This is a genomic window from Paraburkholderia sp. RAU2J (assembly GCF_003634845.1).
GTDB classification, from domain to species: domain Bacteria; phylum Pseudomonadota; class Gammaproteobacteria; order Burkholderiales; family Burkholderiaceae; genus Paraburkholderia; species Paraburkholderia fynbosensis.
Window position 1 is genome coordinate 2553254 of the sequence record NZ_RBXG01000001.1, and the last position, 16014, is coordinate 2569267.

Consider the following 16014-nt stretch of genomic DNA (forward strand, 5'->3'; position numbering starts at 1 on the left):
CACCAAGCTGTCCCGAGGTCCGCATATGGCTGAACTTCCCAATCACGACGCCGCGCTTACCGAGACCTGTGTCGACAGCAAGACGGTCCATGAAGGGCCGTTTCTGACGCTCAAGTGCGATACCGTGCGACTGCCGGACGGCAAGCACGCGACCCGCGAATATGTGCAGCATCCGGGCGCCGTGATGGTGATTCCTTTGTTCGACGACGGCCGCGTGCTGCTGGAAAACCAGTACCGCTATCCGATGGGCAAGGTCATGGTCGAGTATCCGGCCGGCAAGCTCGATCCGAACGAGGGTGCGCTGGCGTGCGCGATACGCGAGCTGCGAGAGGAAACCGGTTATACCGCGCGTGAATACGTGTATTTGACGCGCATTCACCCGATCATTTCTTATTCGACCGAGTTTATCGACATTTATATCGCGCGCGGTCTGACGGCGGGCGAGCGCAAGCTGGACGAAGGCGAGTTCCTCGAGCTCTTCACCGCGACCGTGGCCGAGATGTCCGAGTGGGTCCGCACTGGCAAGATCACCGATGTGAAGACGATCATCGGCACGTTCTGGCTGGAGAAGGTGCTCTCGGGCGAGTGGGCGATGGCGGCGCCGGAGTGACGCTGTCAGGCGCGATGCGTGTGTGGCGCGCGTCGGTTTGAAGTCTGCTGGAGAAGCCCCTGTCGGTCCATGACCGGCAGGGGCTTTGTGTTTGGTAGGCGCCGCGATATCGAGCGAGGGTTTTTTGCGCATCTGAAAAAAGGTGCCGCTTTCCTATGCCATCCGGCTGTCTCGCCAAGCGCTTACCGTAGCACTAGTATGGATCTTCCGAGGGATGGCGGGCGCGCCCTGTTTGATTTGGATAACGAAGCATGCGGGCGAGGCTGGGTTGGCTTCCAATGAGGTTGTCATTTGACAACCTCATTGGAAGCAGCTAAATTGGGAGGGTGTCGATGGTGAGAGGAACGCACGCCAAGAAAGAGATCGAGGCCGCATTGGCCCATGCGGAGCAACACGGCTGGCGGGTTCAACGCGGTGGTAAAGGCCACGCGTGGGGAAAAATCTACTGTCCTTACAACGACGCGGAATGTCGTTGCGGAGAGTTCTGCATATCGAGTGTCTGGAGTACGCCAAAGAATCCCGGCAACCACGCAAGGCACTTGCGGCGCATCGTCGACAACTGTTCGGCTCGCCGGTAGCGGCATGGCTGTTCGACAGGGAAGGGTTAAGGCTGAATGACGCAGGAGTAACGTATGGAATATGTGTTCACCTTGAAGTACCGGCTCGCGGCGGAGGATTGCGATTCCGACGAGATCGTCGAACGTCTGGGCGAAGCAGGGTGCGACGACGCAACAGTGGGCGTGGGGCAACCTGGCCGCATCGCGCTGCTTTTTTCTCGCGAAGCGGGGTCTGCGTTCGAGGCATTGGTCAGTGCGCTCAAAGATATCAAACGAGTAGTGCCGTCAGCGCGGCTCGTCGAAGCGGGTCCTGATTTCGTCGGTCTCACTGACGTTGCCGAGGTTGCAGGCGTGTCGCGGCAAAACATGCGCAAGCTGATGCTGAGCCACTCAATCGACTTCCCGCCACCGGTCCACGAGGGCAGTGCATCGGTATGGCATCTGTCGGACATTCTTGAGTGGCTGTCCGAGCGCGGTGGGTATGACATCAAGGCCGACGTGTCGGACGTCGCAAAATCGGCGAAGCAGATCAACCTTGCCAGGCAAGCGCATCAACTCGAACCACGGCTCAACTGCGAGCTCGCGAGTCTCGTGTCATAGAAGCCATGACGGCGGCGGCTAGCGCGTGAAGACCGCGGAGGCCGAATACTGTGGCGACTCCGTTTTATGTCCGGGCTGGCTTCCGTCTCATACATCAGCTTGCCTTCGGCAGCCCTTTGCACAAAGCGTTAAAATCGCGCACCGCGTCGGATTTATCCGCAGCATCTGACGTAGATGCGGCGTCCGTAATAATTTTCGAACGACCGTTCACAAAATTCCGTTTTGCGCTAAACTGGCACGCAAGCCCTGATTCCACATGAAGGTCCTCGATTTACAGTGTCCGCATGGCCATCGGTTCGAAGGCTGGTTTGCTTCGGCTGATGACTTCGAGTCGCAGCAGTCCCGCAAGCTCGTCGAATGTCCGATCTGCGGTGCGAATGAAGTCAGCCGTTTGCCGTCGGCCCCGCGCCTGAATCTGTCGGGCGCGACCGACGCAAAGCCGGCGGGCGCAGGCGAAATGCAGGCGCGTGTCATGCGTGCGTTGCGCGAGGTACTGGAAAAGACCGAGAACGTGGGCGACCGCTTCGCCGAGGAAGCGCGGCGCATTCACTACAACGAAGCGCCGGCACGCAACATTCGCGGTGTCACGACACCTGAAGACGCGCGTGCCTTGGTCGAAGAAGGCATCGAAGTGATGCCGCTTCCGGTCCCGGCTGCTCTGAAGGAACCGCTGCAATAGCGCAGTGGCTCCGTGGCGGCGGATGGTGGCGGCCAGGAGACACGACGCATGAATCTGGACTATTCCCCCGCTGACGACGCATTCCGCGCCGACATCCGCGCCTGGCTCGAAGCGAACCTGCCTCGCGAGCTAGGCGACAAAGTACTCAATCACAAGCGTCTTGGCCGCGAAGACTTCGCAGGCTGGCACAAGCTGCTTGGCACCCGCGGCTGGTCGGCGATTGCGTGGCCGCGGGAATACGGCGGCCCGGGCTGGGACGCGACCCAACGGCACATCTGGGAAGAAGAGTGCGCGCGTATCGGCGCGCCTTCGGTGCTGCCGTTCGGCGTGTCGATGGTCGCGCCGGTGCTGATGAAATACGGTAACGACGCACAGAAGCGCCACTATTTGCCGCGCATTCTCGACGGCACGGACTGGTGGTGCCAAGGCTATTCCGAGCCGGGCTCCGGTTCCGATCTGGCGTCGTTGCGCACACGCGCCGAGCGCGTTGGTGACCACTACGTGGTCAACGGTCAGAAGACCTGGACCACATTGGGTCAGTACGCCGACATGATGTTCTGCCTCGTGCGCACCGACAGCGGCGCGAAGAAGCAGGAGGGCATCTCTTTCCTTCTGATCGACATGAAGACGCCGGGCATCACGGTGCGGCCGATCATCACGCTCGACGAAGATCACGAAGTCAACGAAGTGTTTTTCGAAGACGTGCAAGTGCCGGTCGAGAATCTGGTCGGTGAAGAGAATCGCGGCTGGACTTATGCGAAGTATCTGCTCGGCCACGAGCGCACGGGCATTGCGCGCGTCGGTTCGTCGAAGCGCGAACTCGCATTCCTGAAACGCGTTGCGCTGAATCAGAAAAAGAACGGCAAACCGCTGCTGCAGGACCCGGTATTCGCTGCCAAAGTCGCGAGTCTCGAGATCGAGTTGATGGCCCTCGAAGTCACCGTGCAACGCGTGGTCGCCAATGAGGCCGGCGGACGTGGGCCGGGACCGGAGGCGTCGATGCTGAAAATCAAAGGCACGGAAGTGCAGCAGGGGCTGACCGAACTGATGTTCGATGCCGTCGGGCCGCTCGCGGCACCGTTCGACGTGCCGTTCCTCGAAGGCGAGCGCGAGCACAGCCTCGCTGGCGACGACGATGCCGCGCCGCTGGCCGCCTACTACTTCAACTACCGCAAGACGTCGATTTACGGCGGTTCGAACGAAATTCAAAAGAACATCATCGCGCAGATGATTCTCGGACTTTGAGGAGCGGCGCATGGACTTCACTTTCAACGACGAGCAGCAGCAATTCGCCGACGCGCTGCGCCGCTATCTGGATAAGAACTATGGGTTCGCAGCGCGCCAGGCGATCGTGCGCTCGGAGTCCGGCGTGTCGGATACGCACTGGGCGGCCTTTACCGAACTGGGTCTGACCGCGCTGCCGGTGCCGGAAAGGCAGGGCGGCTTCAACGGCGGTCCGATCGACATGCTGGTGGTGATGCAGGAACTTGGCCGCGCATTGGTCGTCGAGCCGTATTGGGCGACCGCGGTGGGCATCGAGGCGCTGCGCCTCGCGGGCACGGGCGAGGGGGAAGACGCATCGCTGCTGGAACGCGCGGCGCAAGGCCAGCTCAAATTGGCCGTGGCATTTCACGAGCCGCACACGCGCTACGACCTGTTCGAACTAAAGACGACAGCAAGCGGGCAGGGCGAGCAGCACACCCTCACCGGGACGAAATCGGTCGTGCTGCACGGGGCACGAGCGGATGCGTGGATCGTGCCGGCCCGTCTGAACGGCGAGATCGCGCTCTTTGTCGTTGCGCGCGACGCGGCCGGCGTCGCGGTCACGGATTACCGCACGATCGACGGGCAACGCGCCGCGACGCTCGAGTTCAACGGCACGCCCGCACGTCGGCTCGCCGGCAAACATGCAAGCGCGGCAGCGCTCGAACACATCGCGGACTACGGCACATTGCTGCTGTGCGCAGAGGCGATCGGCGCGCTCGACGCGCTGAATCTCGCCACGGTCGACTACACGAAGACGCGGCAGCAGTTCGGCCAGCCGATCGCGCGCTTCCAGGCGTTGCAGCATCGCATGGTCGACATGCTGATCCACGCCGAGCAGGCGCGCTCGATCACCTATCTGGCCGCGATGCGCTATTCGAGCGAAGACGTGGATGAGCGTCGCCGCGCCATTTCCGCCGCGAAGGTGCGGGTCGGTCAGGCCGCGCGTTTCGTCGGGCAACAGGCGGTGCAGTTGCATGGCGGCATGGGCGTCACGAACGAAGTGGCCGCGGCGCATCTGTTCAAGCGCCTCGCCATCATCGAAACCACATTGGGCGATGTCGATCATCATCTCGCGCGGTTCGCCGCGCTGCCTGGCTTCATCACGGCCGAAGCCTGATCAACCCATTCAACCGGATAAAAAGAGGTGCGACGATGGGATTGAGTTTCGAGGACATGGACGCCGGCACGACCACGGAAGTCGGCAAGCACACGTTCACGCGTGAAGAGATCATCGAGTTTGCGCAGAAGTTCGACCCGCAGCCGTTCCACCTGGACGAGGTGGCGGCGGCCGAGTCGCCGTTTCGCGGGCTGGTGGCAAGCGGCTGGCACACCTGTTCGGTGATGATGGGCATGCTGGTGCGCAACGTGCTGGCGGGCTCGACGTCGATGGGCTCGCCCGGTATCGACGAGATTCGCTGGTTAAAACCGGTGCGTGTCGGCGACACGATCACGATGATGAACGTCGTGATCGACAAGCGTGTATCGGAGAGCAAGCCGGATCGCGGCATCGTGTCGACGCGCTGGGAGGGAATCAATCAGCATGGCGAAACGGTGATCACGGTGCGCTCGAAGGGCATGTTTGGACTACGTCGTCCGGGAGCCGCGGTATGACGGCCGTCGCGGCGCCTGCGGCGGCCCTGCCTGATGCGGCGGCTTTGCGTGCGCTGATCGGCACGGAGCCGCTGGTTAGCGAATGGCTGATCGTCGATCAGGCCAAGGTCGATCGTTTCGCCGAGGCCACCGATGACCATCAATGGATTCATGTCGACCCGGAACGCGCCCGGCGCGAGTCGCCGTTCGGCGGTCCGGTCGCGCATGGTTTTCTGACGTTGTCGTTGATTCCGGCTCTGCTCGGCAAGACGGTCGCGATCGAACAACGCATGGGCGTCAACTACGGCCTGAACCGCGTGCGCTTCACATCGCCGGTACTGGTCGGCTCGCAACTGCGCGCGAAATTCGCGGTCGAGGCGGTCACGGATGTCGATAACGCCGGCGTGCAAGTCCAATGGAGCGTGACGCTGGAGCGGCAGGGCAGCGAACGGCCGGTGTGTGTGGCAGAGTTCATCACGCGGCATTACTTTTAGCGTTTCAGCGCGGACATGTCGTAAAAAAGCGCGAGCCGGCATGCATGCCGGCTCGCGCTTTTTTCGCAGCAGTGAGCGATGAGCAATGAGCAATTGGCTGAGCCGAAGAAACGGCAATGCCCCTGCCGGTGCAGCGGAAATGACTAATGCTTCGCGTACTGCGTCGCGCCGAACAGCATCTCTTTAGCCTTGTCGTCCATCAGCGGTACACGGGCGGACGCCAGCACTTCGACGCCGCGCATCACCGCCGGCCGCGCCGCAATCTCCTCATGCCAGCGCTTCACGTTTGGAAACGCATCGAGGTCGATGCCCTGATTTTTCCATGAACGGGTCCACGGAAACGCCGCGATGTCCGCGATCGTATAGTCGTTGCCCGCGAGGTACCGCGTCTTGCCGAGTTGCGTGTCCATCACGCCATACAGGCGTCGCGTCTCGTTCGTGTAGCGGTTGATCGCGTATTCGATCGGCTCGGGCGCGTAGAGGCGGAAGTGGTGCGTTTGCCCTAGCATCGGACCCAGGCCGCCCATCTGGAACATCAGCCATTGCAGTACCGAATAGCGCGCGGCTGGATCGGCCGGTAGGAATTTGCCGGCTTTCTCGGCGAGATAAATCAGGATCGCGCCCGACTCGAACAGCGCGAAAGGTTTGCCGTCGGCGCCTTTCGGGCCGTCGGGATCGACGATCGCCGGGATCTTGTTGTTCGGACTGATGGCGAGAAATTCGGGTTTGAACTGGTCCCCCGCGCCGATATTCACACCGTGTGCGGTATACGCGAGGCCCGTCTCCTCGAGCATGATGTGGACCTTGTGGCCGTTCGGGGTCGCCCAGCTATAGACGTCGATCATCCTGGCTCCTTGTTCGTGAAAGCGGCGCCGAAACAAGGCGCCGCCATTGACGAAAATTAGAGCATAGTTCGCACGATGCTGCTTGCGCCGCCGCGAATCACACTCGACGCTACGACCCCTTCGAGCCGTGCATTGACGCCGGCTCAATCGCGCGCGCGCTCAAACCCGCGTGACCGGCATCTCCACACGAGCGGCCGCGCCCGCATCCATATGACGCGCGAGTTCGAGTTTGGCGATGGCGTTCCGGTGCACTTCGTCGGGACCATCGGCGAAGCGCAGCGTGCGGGCCGACGCGTACGCATACGCGAGCGGAAAGTCGTCGCTGACGCCGCCGCCGCCGTGCGCCTGGATCGCCCAGTCGATCACCTGACACGCCATGTTCGGCGCGACCACCTTGATCATCGCGATCTCGCCGCGCGCGCCCTTGTTGCCGACCGTGTCCATCATGTAGGCGGTTTTCAGCGTGAGCAGGCGCGCCTGCTCGATCATGCAGCGCGCCTCGGCGAGGCGTTCCTGCGTGACGCCTTGCGCCGCGACCGGCTTGCCGAACGCGACGCGCTGCAGCGAGCGTTTCGCCATCAGTTCGAGCGCGCGCTCGGCGAGGCCGATCAAGCGCATGCAGTGATGGATGCGCCCCGGCCCGAGCCGGCCTTGCGCGATCTCGAAGCCGCGGCCTTCGCCGAGCAGCATGTTGGTGGCGGGCACGCGCACGTTATCGAGCGTGATTTCCATATGGCCGTGCGGTGCGTCGTCGTAACCGAAGACGGTCAGCGGGCGGTGCACGGTAATGCCGGTGGCGTCGGCGGGGATGAGGATCATCGACTGCTGTTGATGGCGCGGCGCGTCCGGATCGGTCTTGCCCATCACGATGTAGATCTTGCAGCGCGGATCGCCCGCGCCCGACGACCACCACTTGTGGCCGTTGATCACGTAGTAATCGCCATCGCGCACGATGCTGGTCTGGATATTGGTCGCATCCGACGACGCCACTTCCGGCTCCGTCATCAGAAACGCCGAACGGATATGGCCTTGCAGCAGCGGTTCGAGCCACTCGCGCTTGTTGTCCTCGCTGCCGTAGCGCTCGATCGTTTCCATGTTGCCGGTATCGGGTGCGTTGCAGTTGAACACTTCGGGCGCCCAGGGCACGCGGCCCATGATCTCGCACAGCGGCGCGTATTCGAGATTCGTCAGCCCGGCGCCGCGCACGGAGTCGGGCAGGAACAGGTTCCACAAGCCGGCGTCGCGTGCCTTCTGTTTGAGTTGCTCGATCAGATCCGTCGGCACCCATGCGTTGCCGTTCTGGCGATTGCGCGCAATCTCCCCATAGAACGCCTGCTCGTTCGGATAAATGTGCTCGTCGAAGAAGGCGAGCAGCTTTTCGCGCAACGCCTGAACCTTCGGGGTGTAATCGAAATTCATCTAGGACCTCGCGGATAACGGACAGCGGATGATGGGGGTTCGGAGCGCGTGGTCCGGGACGCCTGGCCCGGAGCGTACGCCCCGCAGCCTCGCCCCGGACACCCGGCCCCGCGCGCGAATTCAGTCAGCGCACCTTCTGCGCATAGCGCCACGCAAGCTCGGCCATCGGCTTCGCGCGACGTCCCGCATCGAGCGCCTGCGCGCTGGCCGCGGTGCCATCGACGACGCGCTTCATGATCCCTTGCAGGATCGCGGCGATGCGGAACATGTTGTAGGCCAGATAGAAATTCCAGTCGCCGTGAATCTCGAAGCCAGTGCGCTGGCAGTAACGCGCGACATACTGCGCTTCATCGGGAATACCCAAGGCTGCCCAATCCAGACCGGCGATGCCGCGGAACTGCGCCGGATCGACATGCCATGCCATGCAGTGATAGGCGAAGTCGGCGAGCGGATCGCCGAGCGTGGACAGTTCCCAGTCAAGCACCGCGAGCACGCGCGGTTCGTGCGGATGGAAGATCAGATTGTCGAGCCGGTAGTCGCCATGCACGACCGATGCGCGTCCACCGGTCTCGGCCGGCATATGCTGCGGCAGCCAGTCGATCAGGCGCTGCATCGCGTCGATCGGTTCGGTCTCGGACGCCAGGTACTGTTTGCTCCAGCGGCCAATTTGCCGTGCAAAGTAATTGCCCGGCTTGCCGTAGTCGGCAAGACCTGCGGCCTCGACATCGACGCTGTGCAACGCCGCGATCACACGATTCATTTCGTCGTAGATCGCCGCGCGCCCGGTGGGCGTCATGCCGGGCAGCGACTGGTCCCATAACACGCGGCCCTCGACGAACTCCATCACGTAGAACGCGCGGCCGATGACGCTTTCGTCCTCGCACAGCGCGAGCATTTGCGCGACCGGCACGTCGGTGTCGGCGAGCGCGCGCATCACGCGGTACTCGCGTTCGACGGCGTGCGCGGACGGCAGCAGTTTCGCCGCAGGCCCTGGCTTCGCGCGCATCACATACGAACGCGACGGCGTAACGAGCTTGAACGTGGGATTGGACTGGCCGCCCGCGAATTGCTCGAGCGTGAGCGGTCCGGCAAATCCGTCCACCTGCCGGGTGAGCCATGCGGCGAGCGCGTCGGTGTCGAAGCGCTGCCGCTCGTTGAGCGGGCGCGTGCCCTCGAAGGCCGAATAGTCCGGCTTGTGTGCGGGTTCGCCAGTCGGTGTGGCTTGCGCCATGTGTCTCCTCCAGATCGGGTTCAGCTACGCTTGTATTGAATGAATTGTGCGTAGAGCATTTCCATCGTGGTGTTGCGGACATCGCGATGCAGCGGCGACGGCGGTGAATAGTTGAGCGCGCGCAGCACCCAGTCGCGCGGCGCCGCGCCGACATCGAGCGCATTGATGCAGCCGGTGGCCTGCGCCAGGTGGCCGAAGAACGTGCGCCCGCCCGCGGTGATCGCGTGCGACAGAATCGCGCGATTCACGCCGCCGTGCAGGACCAGCAACATGGTGTCCCACGAGTTGTCTTCGCGCAGCGCCGCGACTGCCGGCAGCACGCGGTCGAACAACGCGCCGATGGTTTCGCCGTCGAGAAAGCGCGTGCTTTCCGGCACGATGCCGTCGAACACGCCGAGAAACGCGGCCTCCAGGTCCTGCATTGGAATGCTGCCGAGCTTGCCGCCGCGAATCTCCTGCAAAGCGGGCTCGACCTCGAGTTCGATCTGCTGGCCCGTTTCGGCCAGCACGCGCTGAGCGGTTTCCACCGTGCGTGGCAAACCGCTGACGATCACACGATCGAAGCGCACCTGTTGCCCGGCGAACACGCGGCCCGCCGCGCTCGCCTGCTCGCGGCCGTTCGCGTTCAACGGCACGGTCTCGGGATCGATCGCACGGCCGGAGTCGTCGAAGTAGGTGACGTCGCCGTGCCGCATCAGAAAGATGCGGCGGCGTTTGGGCAGTTGGTAGTCAGGCATGGTCGCTGGATTCACTCCTCGTTCAATCGCGGTTCACTCGCAGGTCATCTGTAGACCGGCGCACGTTTTTCGAGAAACGCGGAAATCCCTTCGAGCCCTTCGCGGTGATGCAGCGAAGCGACGAAGCTGTCGCGCTCCGCGACCAGATGCTCGGCGAGCGGTTGCGTGCCGGCCGCGCCGATCAACCCCTTGATACGCGCGACCGAATTGGGCGAGATCTTGCCGAGCTCGTCGGCCCAGCCAACCGCGGTATCGCGCGCCGCACCCGGCTTGGCCAGCTTGTTCACGACGCCGAGTTCATGCAAACGCACGGCGCCGATCGGCTTGCCTTCGATCAGCACTTCGGTGGCCAATTGGCGCGGCAGTGCCTGGGCGAGAAACCACGAACCGCCGCCGTCGGGCGTGAGGCCCACGCGTGCGTACGACATCACGAATTTGGCGTCGTCCGCGGCGACGATCAGGTCGCACGCGAGGGCGAGCGAGAAGCCCGCGCCAGCGGCGGCGCCATCGACCGCGGCGATCACCGGTTTCGACGACAGACGCAGCGCCGAAATCCACTGGCCGAGCAGATCGATGCTCTCCGCCTGTACGGACGGATCTTTCGCGCGGTTTTCGAGCAGGCGGTTCAGATTGCCGCCCGCGCAGAAAAAGTTGTCGGCGCCGGTGATCACGATTGCGCGGAGCGACGGATCGCGCTCTGCCGAGTCGAGCGCTTCGATGCCGGCCGCGTACATGTCCGGATGAAGCGCGTTGCGCGCGCCGGGGTTCGACAGCGTGAGAACCAGCGTCGATTCGCTTTCGGTCGGGCGCGAGGTCAGCAGTTCGGCGCTCATGCGAGGGTCTCCTTTTGCGTCTTCGTTTGAATGTCCGCTGCGTCGCGTTGCGTGAGCGGCAGACCGAGTTGCGCGCGCCGTGCGAGCCAGGGCGACGGACGGTAACGCGGGTCGCCGAGCACGCTTAACATGTTGCGCAGGATCGTGAGGATGGTGCTGGCGCCGAGTGCGTCGCCGAGCGCAAGCGGGCCGCGTGGGTAGCCGAGACCGAGCGTGACGGCGAGATCGATGTCCTCGGGCGTGGCGATCTGCTTTTGCGCGATGTCGCAGCCGATGTTGACGATCGTCGCCACCACGCGTTGCGCGACGAAGCCCGTCGAGTCGCGAATCACGGTGACGGGCACGCCATCGGCGGCGAACAACGCATGCGCGGCGTCGCGTGCGGCGCGTGTGGTGGCCGGGGTGGTCATCAGCGTGCGGCGCTGTGCGCCGACAAGCGGGAAGAGGGCGTCGATGGCGACCACGCGGCTCGCGTCGAGCGCTTCGTCGACGGCGGCCGTCGTCGCATCGTGGCCGAACGGCGTCACGACGATCAGCGAGTCCGATGCGGGTGTGGCGCCGTCGTCGAGCTTCACGCCGGCTTGGCCGACGAGTTGCACGACGGCCTCATGAGCTTGTGGATAACGCTTGCTGATCCATACGCTGGGCGGCAGTGCCGTCGGTGCGGGCGCTTCGGCGCTCACCTGCTGCTTGCCGTCCTCGTAGCGATAAAAGCCTTCACCCGTCTTGCGGCCGAGCAGTCCGCCGGCGAGCCGCGTGCCGGTAATCGGCGACGGCGTGAAGCGCGGCTCTTCATAGAACTGATGGTAGATCGACTCCATCACGGGATGCGAGACATCGAGCGCGGTCAGGTCCAATAATTCGAATGGCCCGAGGCGAAAGCCCGCCTGTTCGCGCATGATGCGGTCGATCTCCGCAAAACTCGCGACGCCTTCACCTGCCACGCGCAAGCCCTCGGTGTTCATGCCGCGGCCCGCGTGATTCACGATGAAGCCGGGCATGTCCTTCGCGCGCACCGGCGTGTGGCCCATGCGGCGCGCGAGATCCATAAGCGCGTCGCCCGCCGCGGGGTCGCTGCGCAGACCGTCGATCACCTCGACCACCTTCATCAACGGAACGGGATTGAAGAAGTGATAGCCAACCACGCGTGACGGATCGGTGCAACCGGCGGCAATCGCCGTGATCGATAGCGACGATGTGTTGGAGGCCAGCACGCAACGGCCGCTCACCACGGTTTCGAGTTCGCGAAAGAGCGCCTGCTTCACATCGAGCTTTTCGACGATCGCCTCGACGACCAGGTCGCAGCCCGCCAGCTCGCCAATCGCCTGCGCGCCGCTCACGTTGGCCAGCGCGGCGAGCGAGCGTGCCTGGTCGAGCTTGCCTTTAGCCGTCAACCTGGCGAAAGTCTCGGCGAGATAATCGCGCGCAGCGCCGACGGCGGCGGGGTTGCTGTCGTACAGGCGCACCTTGAGACCCGCGAGCGCGGCGATTTGCGCAATGCCACGGCCCATTGCGCCGGTGCCGACAACGCCGATAGTCTCGATGCTGAAATTGCGAGAGTTCATTGTGAGGCTCGACTCCATGGTTATTTTAGAATAGCACGATCGTGCAATTTACTGGATGATTGTTCGAAGGCCGTTGGTTTGGCTGTCGCGTCGGCAGTGACAGGCGGTCTCATGCAACTCGAAGCAAGGAGACACCCGATGATCAAGCTCTGCGGTTTCGCGCTGTCCAACTACTACAACAAAGTAAAGTTCGTGCTGCTCGAACACGGCATTGCGTTCGAAGAGGTGCTGGTGCTGCCGAGCCAGGACGAGGCCGTGCTCGCGCATTCGCCCCTCGGCAAGGTGCCTTACCTGCAAACCGAAGACGGCGATCTGTGCGAATCGCAATGCATCGTCGAGTATCTGGCCGCGCGCTTTCCCAATAAGGCGATTTTCTCCGCTGACCCGTGGCAGGCGGCCAAGGAGCGCGAGATGATCATGTTCGTCGACGTGCATCTCGAACTGACCGTGCGCAATCTCTACAAGGAAGCGTTCTTCGGCGGGACGGTGAGCGATGCGACCAAAGGGCGTGTCGAGAAGTTGCTCGCGCATCACATCGCCGGCTTCGGGCGGATCGCGAAGTTCGGTCCGTATTTGCGCGGCGAGCGCTTCGGCGTCGCGGACACGGCAGGGTATGTGAGCTTGCCGCTCGTGGGCATGGCGACGCAGGCCATCTACGGCCGCGATTTTCTGCTCGACGCGGGCATCGACTGGAAGAGCTATGTGAAGACGGTCGGCGCCCGGCCGGCCGCGCAGCGCGTGACCGAAGACCGCAAGGCGTATATCGCGGCGACGCGCTCCGCGTGAGCGCAGGCGCCGCCGCTGAAATGGGCCGATGCATGCGATGCAAGCGGCAACACACGCGTTGGCCGCGGCGCGCGATGGCGGGGAACATGGGTTCGTTCGCAGCATCGCGCGGAACATCCTAGAGTCGCGCCAGCCGGTCGAGCGCGGTGGCGAGCGTGCTTTCCTGTTTGGCAAAGCAGAAGCGCACCACGCCCGATTCGTGCGCCTCGTGATAGAAGGCTGAGACCGGAATGGCCGCGACGCCGATCTCGCCAGTCAGCCATTGGGCAAACTCGGCTTCGGGCAGATCGCTGATCGCCGAATAGTCGACGCACTGAAAGTAGGTCCCCGTGCACGGCAGTAACTTGAAGCGCGAATTCGCGAGGCCCGCGCGGAAGAAGTCGCGCTTTGTCTGATAGAACGCCGGCAGGTCGAGATACGGCGCCGGGTTTTTCATGTAGTCGGCGAGACCGATCTGCATCGGCGTATTGACCGTGAACACGTTGAACTGGTGCACTTTACGGAACTCGGCGGTGAGCGCGGCGGGCGCCGCCACGTAGCCGACTTTCCAGCCCGTCACGTGATAGGTCTTGCCGAAGCTCGACACCACGAAACTGCGCTGCGCGAGTTCCGGATAACGCGCGACGCTTTCGTGCGGCGCACCGTCATAGACCATGTGCTCATACACTTCGTCGGACAGGATCAGTACGTTGGTGCCGCGCACGATCTCTTCGAGCTTGCGCATGTCTTCGGCGCGCCACACCGTGCCGGTCGGATTGTGCGGTGTGTTGATCAGCAGCAGGCGCGTTTTCGGTGTGATCGCAGCGGCGAGTTTGTCGAACGGGATCGCGTAGTCGGGCGCTTCGAGCGTGACGAAGACGGGCTTGCCGCCGGCCAGTTCGATCGACGGCAGATAGCTGTCGTAGGTCGGCTCGATCACGACCACTTCGTCGCCGGGATGGACGGTGCAGAGGATCGCGGTGAGCAATGCCTGGGTGGCGCCTGCCGTGACGGTGATTTCACTCGCGGCGTCGTAGCGGCGGCCGTACAGGTTCTCAATCTTGTCCGAAATCGCCTGACGCAGCGGTGCGACGCCGGTCATGGGCGGGTACTGATTGTGGCCATCGCGCATCGCGTTCGCGACCGCGTCGACAATGCGCGGGTCACAGCCGAAGTCGGGAAAGCCCTGGCCCAGATTCACGGCGCCTTTCTCGGCGGCGAGCGCGCTCATCACGGTGAAAATCGTCGTGCCGACGTTCGGCAGGCGAGACGGAAACGAGGGACTCATGGGCGTATCGTGCGGTGCATTCATGGCGCTGTCCGGAGCGTGGGCGAGTGGGTTGGCGAAATCGACGAACGGAGGCGTCGACAAGGACGAAGCCTGATTGTAGGGAATCGCGGCGCTCTGTGCGCGCCACGGGCTGCGCGTTGGCCGTTTGGCCAGGGTGTCATGCCGCCGGGGTCATGCGGGGGCCGGCTCGCCGACGGCGCGCATCGAAGCGCCGATTGCGGCAACGAACGGCGCCGGCTGCGCGATCTGGAAGCCGAAATCACGCGCAATCCGCTTCGCGAGCTTGAGCACCGCGCGATCTTTCGACACCAGCCAGTCCGCCTGCGCGGCATGCGCGAGCTCGAGAAACTTCTGGTCGTCGCGGTCTTTGCATTTGGGCAGGGGCTTGGCGTCCTCCGCGGGCGCAGCGGGTTCGACGAGTTGCGCGAGACGTGCGACGACCGCGAGCGCGGCGGCCTTGTCCACGTTCCGATGCACGAATTGCGGATAGTCGAGCACAAAGGTGAGTTCGGCGAGGCAGCGCGCGTCGATCAGCGCGGCCAGCGCGCCGCTTTCGAGTGCGGCCGCGATCGGCCGCGTGTGCGGGTCGTCGAACACGAGAATATCGATCCAGACATTGGAATCGAGGACGACGCGCAAAGCGCCGTGTGAGGCATGGGAACCGGGCATTCGTTACAATCTGGCTTTCGTCTTTGACCGCCAGGCACGGCGTGCCTGCAAGCCTCTATGATAATCGTTCTGTCGCCGGCGAAATCGCTCGACTACGAAACCCCGCCGCACGTCAGCAAACACACGATCCCCGATTTCGTCGACGACGCGGCCGAACTGATCGGCGGATTGCGCCGTTTGTCGCCCGCGCAGATCGCTTCGCTGATGGACATTTCCGATCAGCTCGCGCACCTCAACTTCCAGCGTTACGCCGAATGGTCGCCGCAGTTCGGCACGCACAACGCCAAGCAGGCAGTGCTCGCATTCAACGGCGACGTGTACGAAGGGTTCAACGCGAAGACGCTCTCGTCGGCCGACCTCGACTATGCGCAGAATCACGTGCGCGTGCTGTCCGGCTTGTACGGCCTGCTGCGTCCGCTCGATCTGCTGCAGCCGTACCGGCTCGAAATGGGCACGCGTTTCGCCAATCCGCGCGGTAAGGATCTGTACGCGTTCTGGGGCGAGCGCATCACGCAGGCGTTGAACGCGCAAATGAAGAAGAACGCCAAGGCGTCGCGCGTGCTGGTGAATTGCGCGTCGGGCGAGTATTTCAAATCGGTCAAGCCGAAGCTGCTCGACGCGCCCGTCGTCACGCCGGTGTTCGAAGACTGGAAAGGCGGCCGCTACAAGATCATCAGCTTCCATGCAAAGCGCGCGCGCGGCCTGATGGCGCGCTACGCGGTGGAAAACCGCCTCGAGCGGCCCGAGCAGTTGAAGGCATTCGACTCCGAAGGCTACGGGTTCGACGCCGCGGCTTCGAACGATTCCACTTACGTGTTCCGCCGCCGCGTCGCTGAATAAGCGTTGCACCGTGCAGGGAGGCA

18 protein-coding genes are annotated in these 16014 nt (G+C 63.5%); 10 read left to right on the forward strand and 8 right to left on the reverse strand.

All coding sequences use genetic code 11. The annotated features are described in order from the left end of the window. The first annotated feature begins 25 nt into the window (after positions 1 to 25). The 8 genes from B0G69_RS11695 (at position 26) to B0G69_RS11730 (ending at position 5796) form a co-directional block, all read left to right on the forward strand. A complete protein-coding gene (locus tag B0G69_RS11695; RefSeq protein WP_121317087.1) occupies positions 26 to 610 on the forward strand; it encodes an NUDIX hydrolase in 585 nt (194 codons plus the stop codon). Positions 611 to 942: 332 nt separating this feature from the next. Next, positions 943 to 1188, forward strand: a complete 246-nt coding sequence (locus tag B0G69_RS41765; protein ID WP_121317089.1) for a hypothetical protein — start codon at positions 943 to 945, stop codon at positions 1186 to 1188. Positions 1189 to 1242: 54 nt separating this feature from the next. Continuing rightward, positions 1243 to 1767 (forward strand): DNA-binding protein, encoded by a 525-nt coding sequence (locus B0G69_RS11705; RefSeq protein WP_121317091.1) that lies wholly within the window; start codon positions 1243 to 1245, stop codon positions 1765 to 1767. Positions 1768 to 2023: 256 nt separating this feature from the next. Continuing rightward, the gene (locus B0G69_RS11710; protein ID WP_121317093.1) at positions 2024 to 2446 is read left to right on the forward strand and encodes a DUF1178 family protein; all 423 of its coding nucleotides are present in this window, start codon (positions 2024 to 2026) and stop codon (positions 2444 to 2446) included. Positions 2447 to 2494: 48 nt separating this feature from the next. Further along, the gene (locus tag B0G69_RS11715; protein WP_121317095.1) at positions 2495 to 3691 is read left to right on the forward strand and encodes an acyl-CoA dehydrogenase family protein; all 1197 of its coding nucleotides are present in this window, start codon (positions 2495 to 2497) and stop codon (positions 3689 to 3691) included. A gap of 10 nt (positions 3692 to 3701) precedes the next feature. After that, complete coding sequence (locus B0G69_RS11720; RefSeq protein WP_121317097.1) at positions 3702 to 4829, forward strand: acyl-CoA dehydrogenase; 1128 nt, start codon at positions 3702 to 3704, stop codon at positions 4827 to 4829. A 35-nt stretch (positions 4830 to 4864) separates the two neighbouring features. Beyond that, positions 4865 to 5323, forward strand: a complete 459-nt coding sequence (locus tag B0G69_RS11725; RefSeq protein WP_121317099.1) for a MaoC family dehydratase — start codon at positions 4865 to 4867, stop codon at positions 5321 to 5323. Then, a complete protein-coding gene (locus B0G69_RS11730; protein ID WP_121317101.1) occupies positions 5320 to 5796 on the forward strand; it encodes a MaoC family dehydratase in 477 nt (158 codons plus the stop codon). The genes B0G69_RS11725 and B0G69_RS11730 overlap by 4 nt, the downstream gene beginning before the upstream one ends. Before the next feature lie 143 nt (positions 5797 to 5939). Here B0G69_RS11730 and B0G69_RS11735 read toward each other — a convergent pair whose 3' ends face one another. The 6 genes from B0G69_RS11735 to B0G69_RS11760 all read right to left on the reverse strand — a co-directional run bounded on the left by B0G69_RS11735 (position 5940) and on the right by B0G69_RS11760 (position 12426). Further along, positions 5940 to 6641 carry a glutathione binding-like protein gene (locus tag B0G69_RS11735; protein ID WP_121317103.1) on the reverse strand — a complete coding sequence of 234 codons (702 nt, stop codon included), beginning with the start codon at positions 6639 to 6641 and terminating at the stop codon, positions 5940 to 5942. Positions 6642 to 6800: 159 nt separating this feature from the next. After that, a complete protein-coding gene (locus tag B0G69_RS11740) occupies positions 6801 to 8060 on the reverse strand; it encodes an acyl-CoA dehydrogenase family protein (RefSeq protein WP_121317105.1) in 1260 nt (419 codons plus the stop codon). Positions 8061 to 8184: 124 nt separating this feature from the next. After that, on the reverse strand, positions 8185 to 9291 hold the full coding sequence (locus B0G69_RS11745; RefSeq protein WP_121317107.1) for a phosphotransferase: 1107 nt from the start codon (positions 9289 to 9291) through the stop codon (positions 8185 to 8187). Positions 9292 to 9311: 20 nt separating this feature from the next. Continuing rightward, a complete protein-coding gene (locus B0G69_RS11750) occupies positions 9312 to 10028 on the reverse strand; it encodes a histidine phosphatase family protein (RefSeq protein ID WP_121317109.1) in 717 nt (238 codons plus the stop codon). A gap of 44 nt (positions 10029 to 10072) precedes the next feature. Further along, positions 10073 to 10861 (reverse strand): enoyl-CoA hydratase, encoded by a 789-nt coding sequence (locus B0G69_RS11755; RefSeq protein WP_121317111.1) that lies wholly within the window; start codon positions 10859 to 10861, stop codon positions 10073 to 10075. Continuing rightward, positions 10858 to 12426: a 3-hydroxyacyl-CoA dehydrogenase gene (locus B0G69_RS11760; protein WP_121317113.1), complete on the reverse strand. Its 1569-nt coding sequence runs from the start codon at positions 12424 to 12426 to the stop codon at positions 10858 to 10860. Before B0G69_RS11760 ends, B0G69_RS11755 begins: the two co-directional genes overlap by 4 nt. Positions 12427 to 12564: 138 nt before the next feature. Here B0G69_RS11760 and B0G69_RS11765 point away from each other — a divergent pair, with 138 nt between their 5' ends. Beyond that, positions 12565 to 13212: a glutathione S-transferase gene (locus tag B0G69_RS11765; RefSeq protein WP_121317115.1), complete on the forward strand. Its 648-nt coding sequence runs from the start codon at positions 12565 to 12567 to the stop codon at positions 13210 to 13212. Positions 13213 to 13330: 118 nt separating this feature from the next. On the opposite strand, the gene B0G69_RS11770 is transcribed toward B0G69_RS11765, so the two are convergent. Both B0G69_RS11770 and B0G69_RS11775 read right to left on the reverse strand, forming a co-directional pair. Continuing rightward, positions 13331 to 14503, reverse strand: coding sequence for a pyridoxal phosphate-dependent aminotransferase (locus tag B0G69_RS11770; protein WP_121319330.1), 1173 nt, complete (start codon positions 14501 to 14503; stop codon positions 13331 to 13333). A 150-nt stretch (positions 14504 to 14653) separates the two neighbouring features. Beyond that, on the reverse strand, positions 14654 to 15151 hold the full coding sequence (locus B0G69_RS11775) for a putative toxin-antitoxin system toxin component, PIN family (protein WP_121317117.1): 498 nt from the start codon (positions 15149 to 15151) through the stop codon (positions 14654 to 14656). Positions 15152 to 15208: 57 nt separating this feature from the next. Between B0G69_RS11775 and yaaA the strand changes: the two genes are divergently transcribed. Next, positions 15209 to 15991: a peroxide stress protein YaaA gene (yaaA, locus tag B0G69_RS11780; RefSeq protein ID WP_121317119.1), complete on the forward strand. Its 783-nt coding sequence runs from the start codon at positions 15209 to 15211 to the stop codon at positions 15989 to 15991. Positions 15992 to 16014 lie beyond the last annotated feature (23 nt).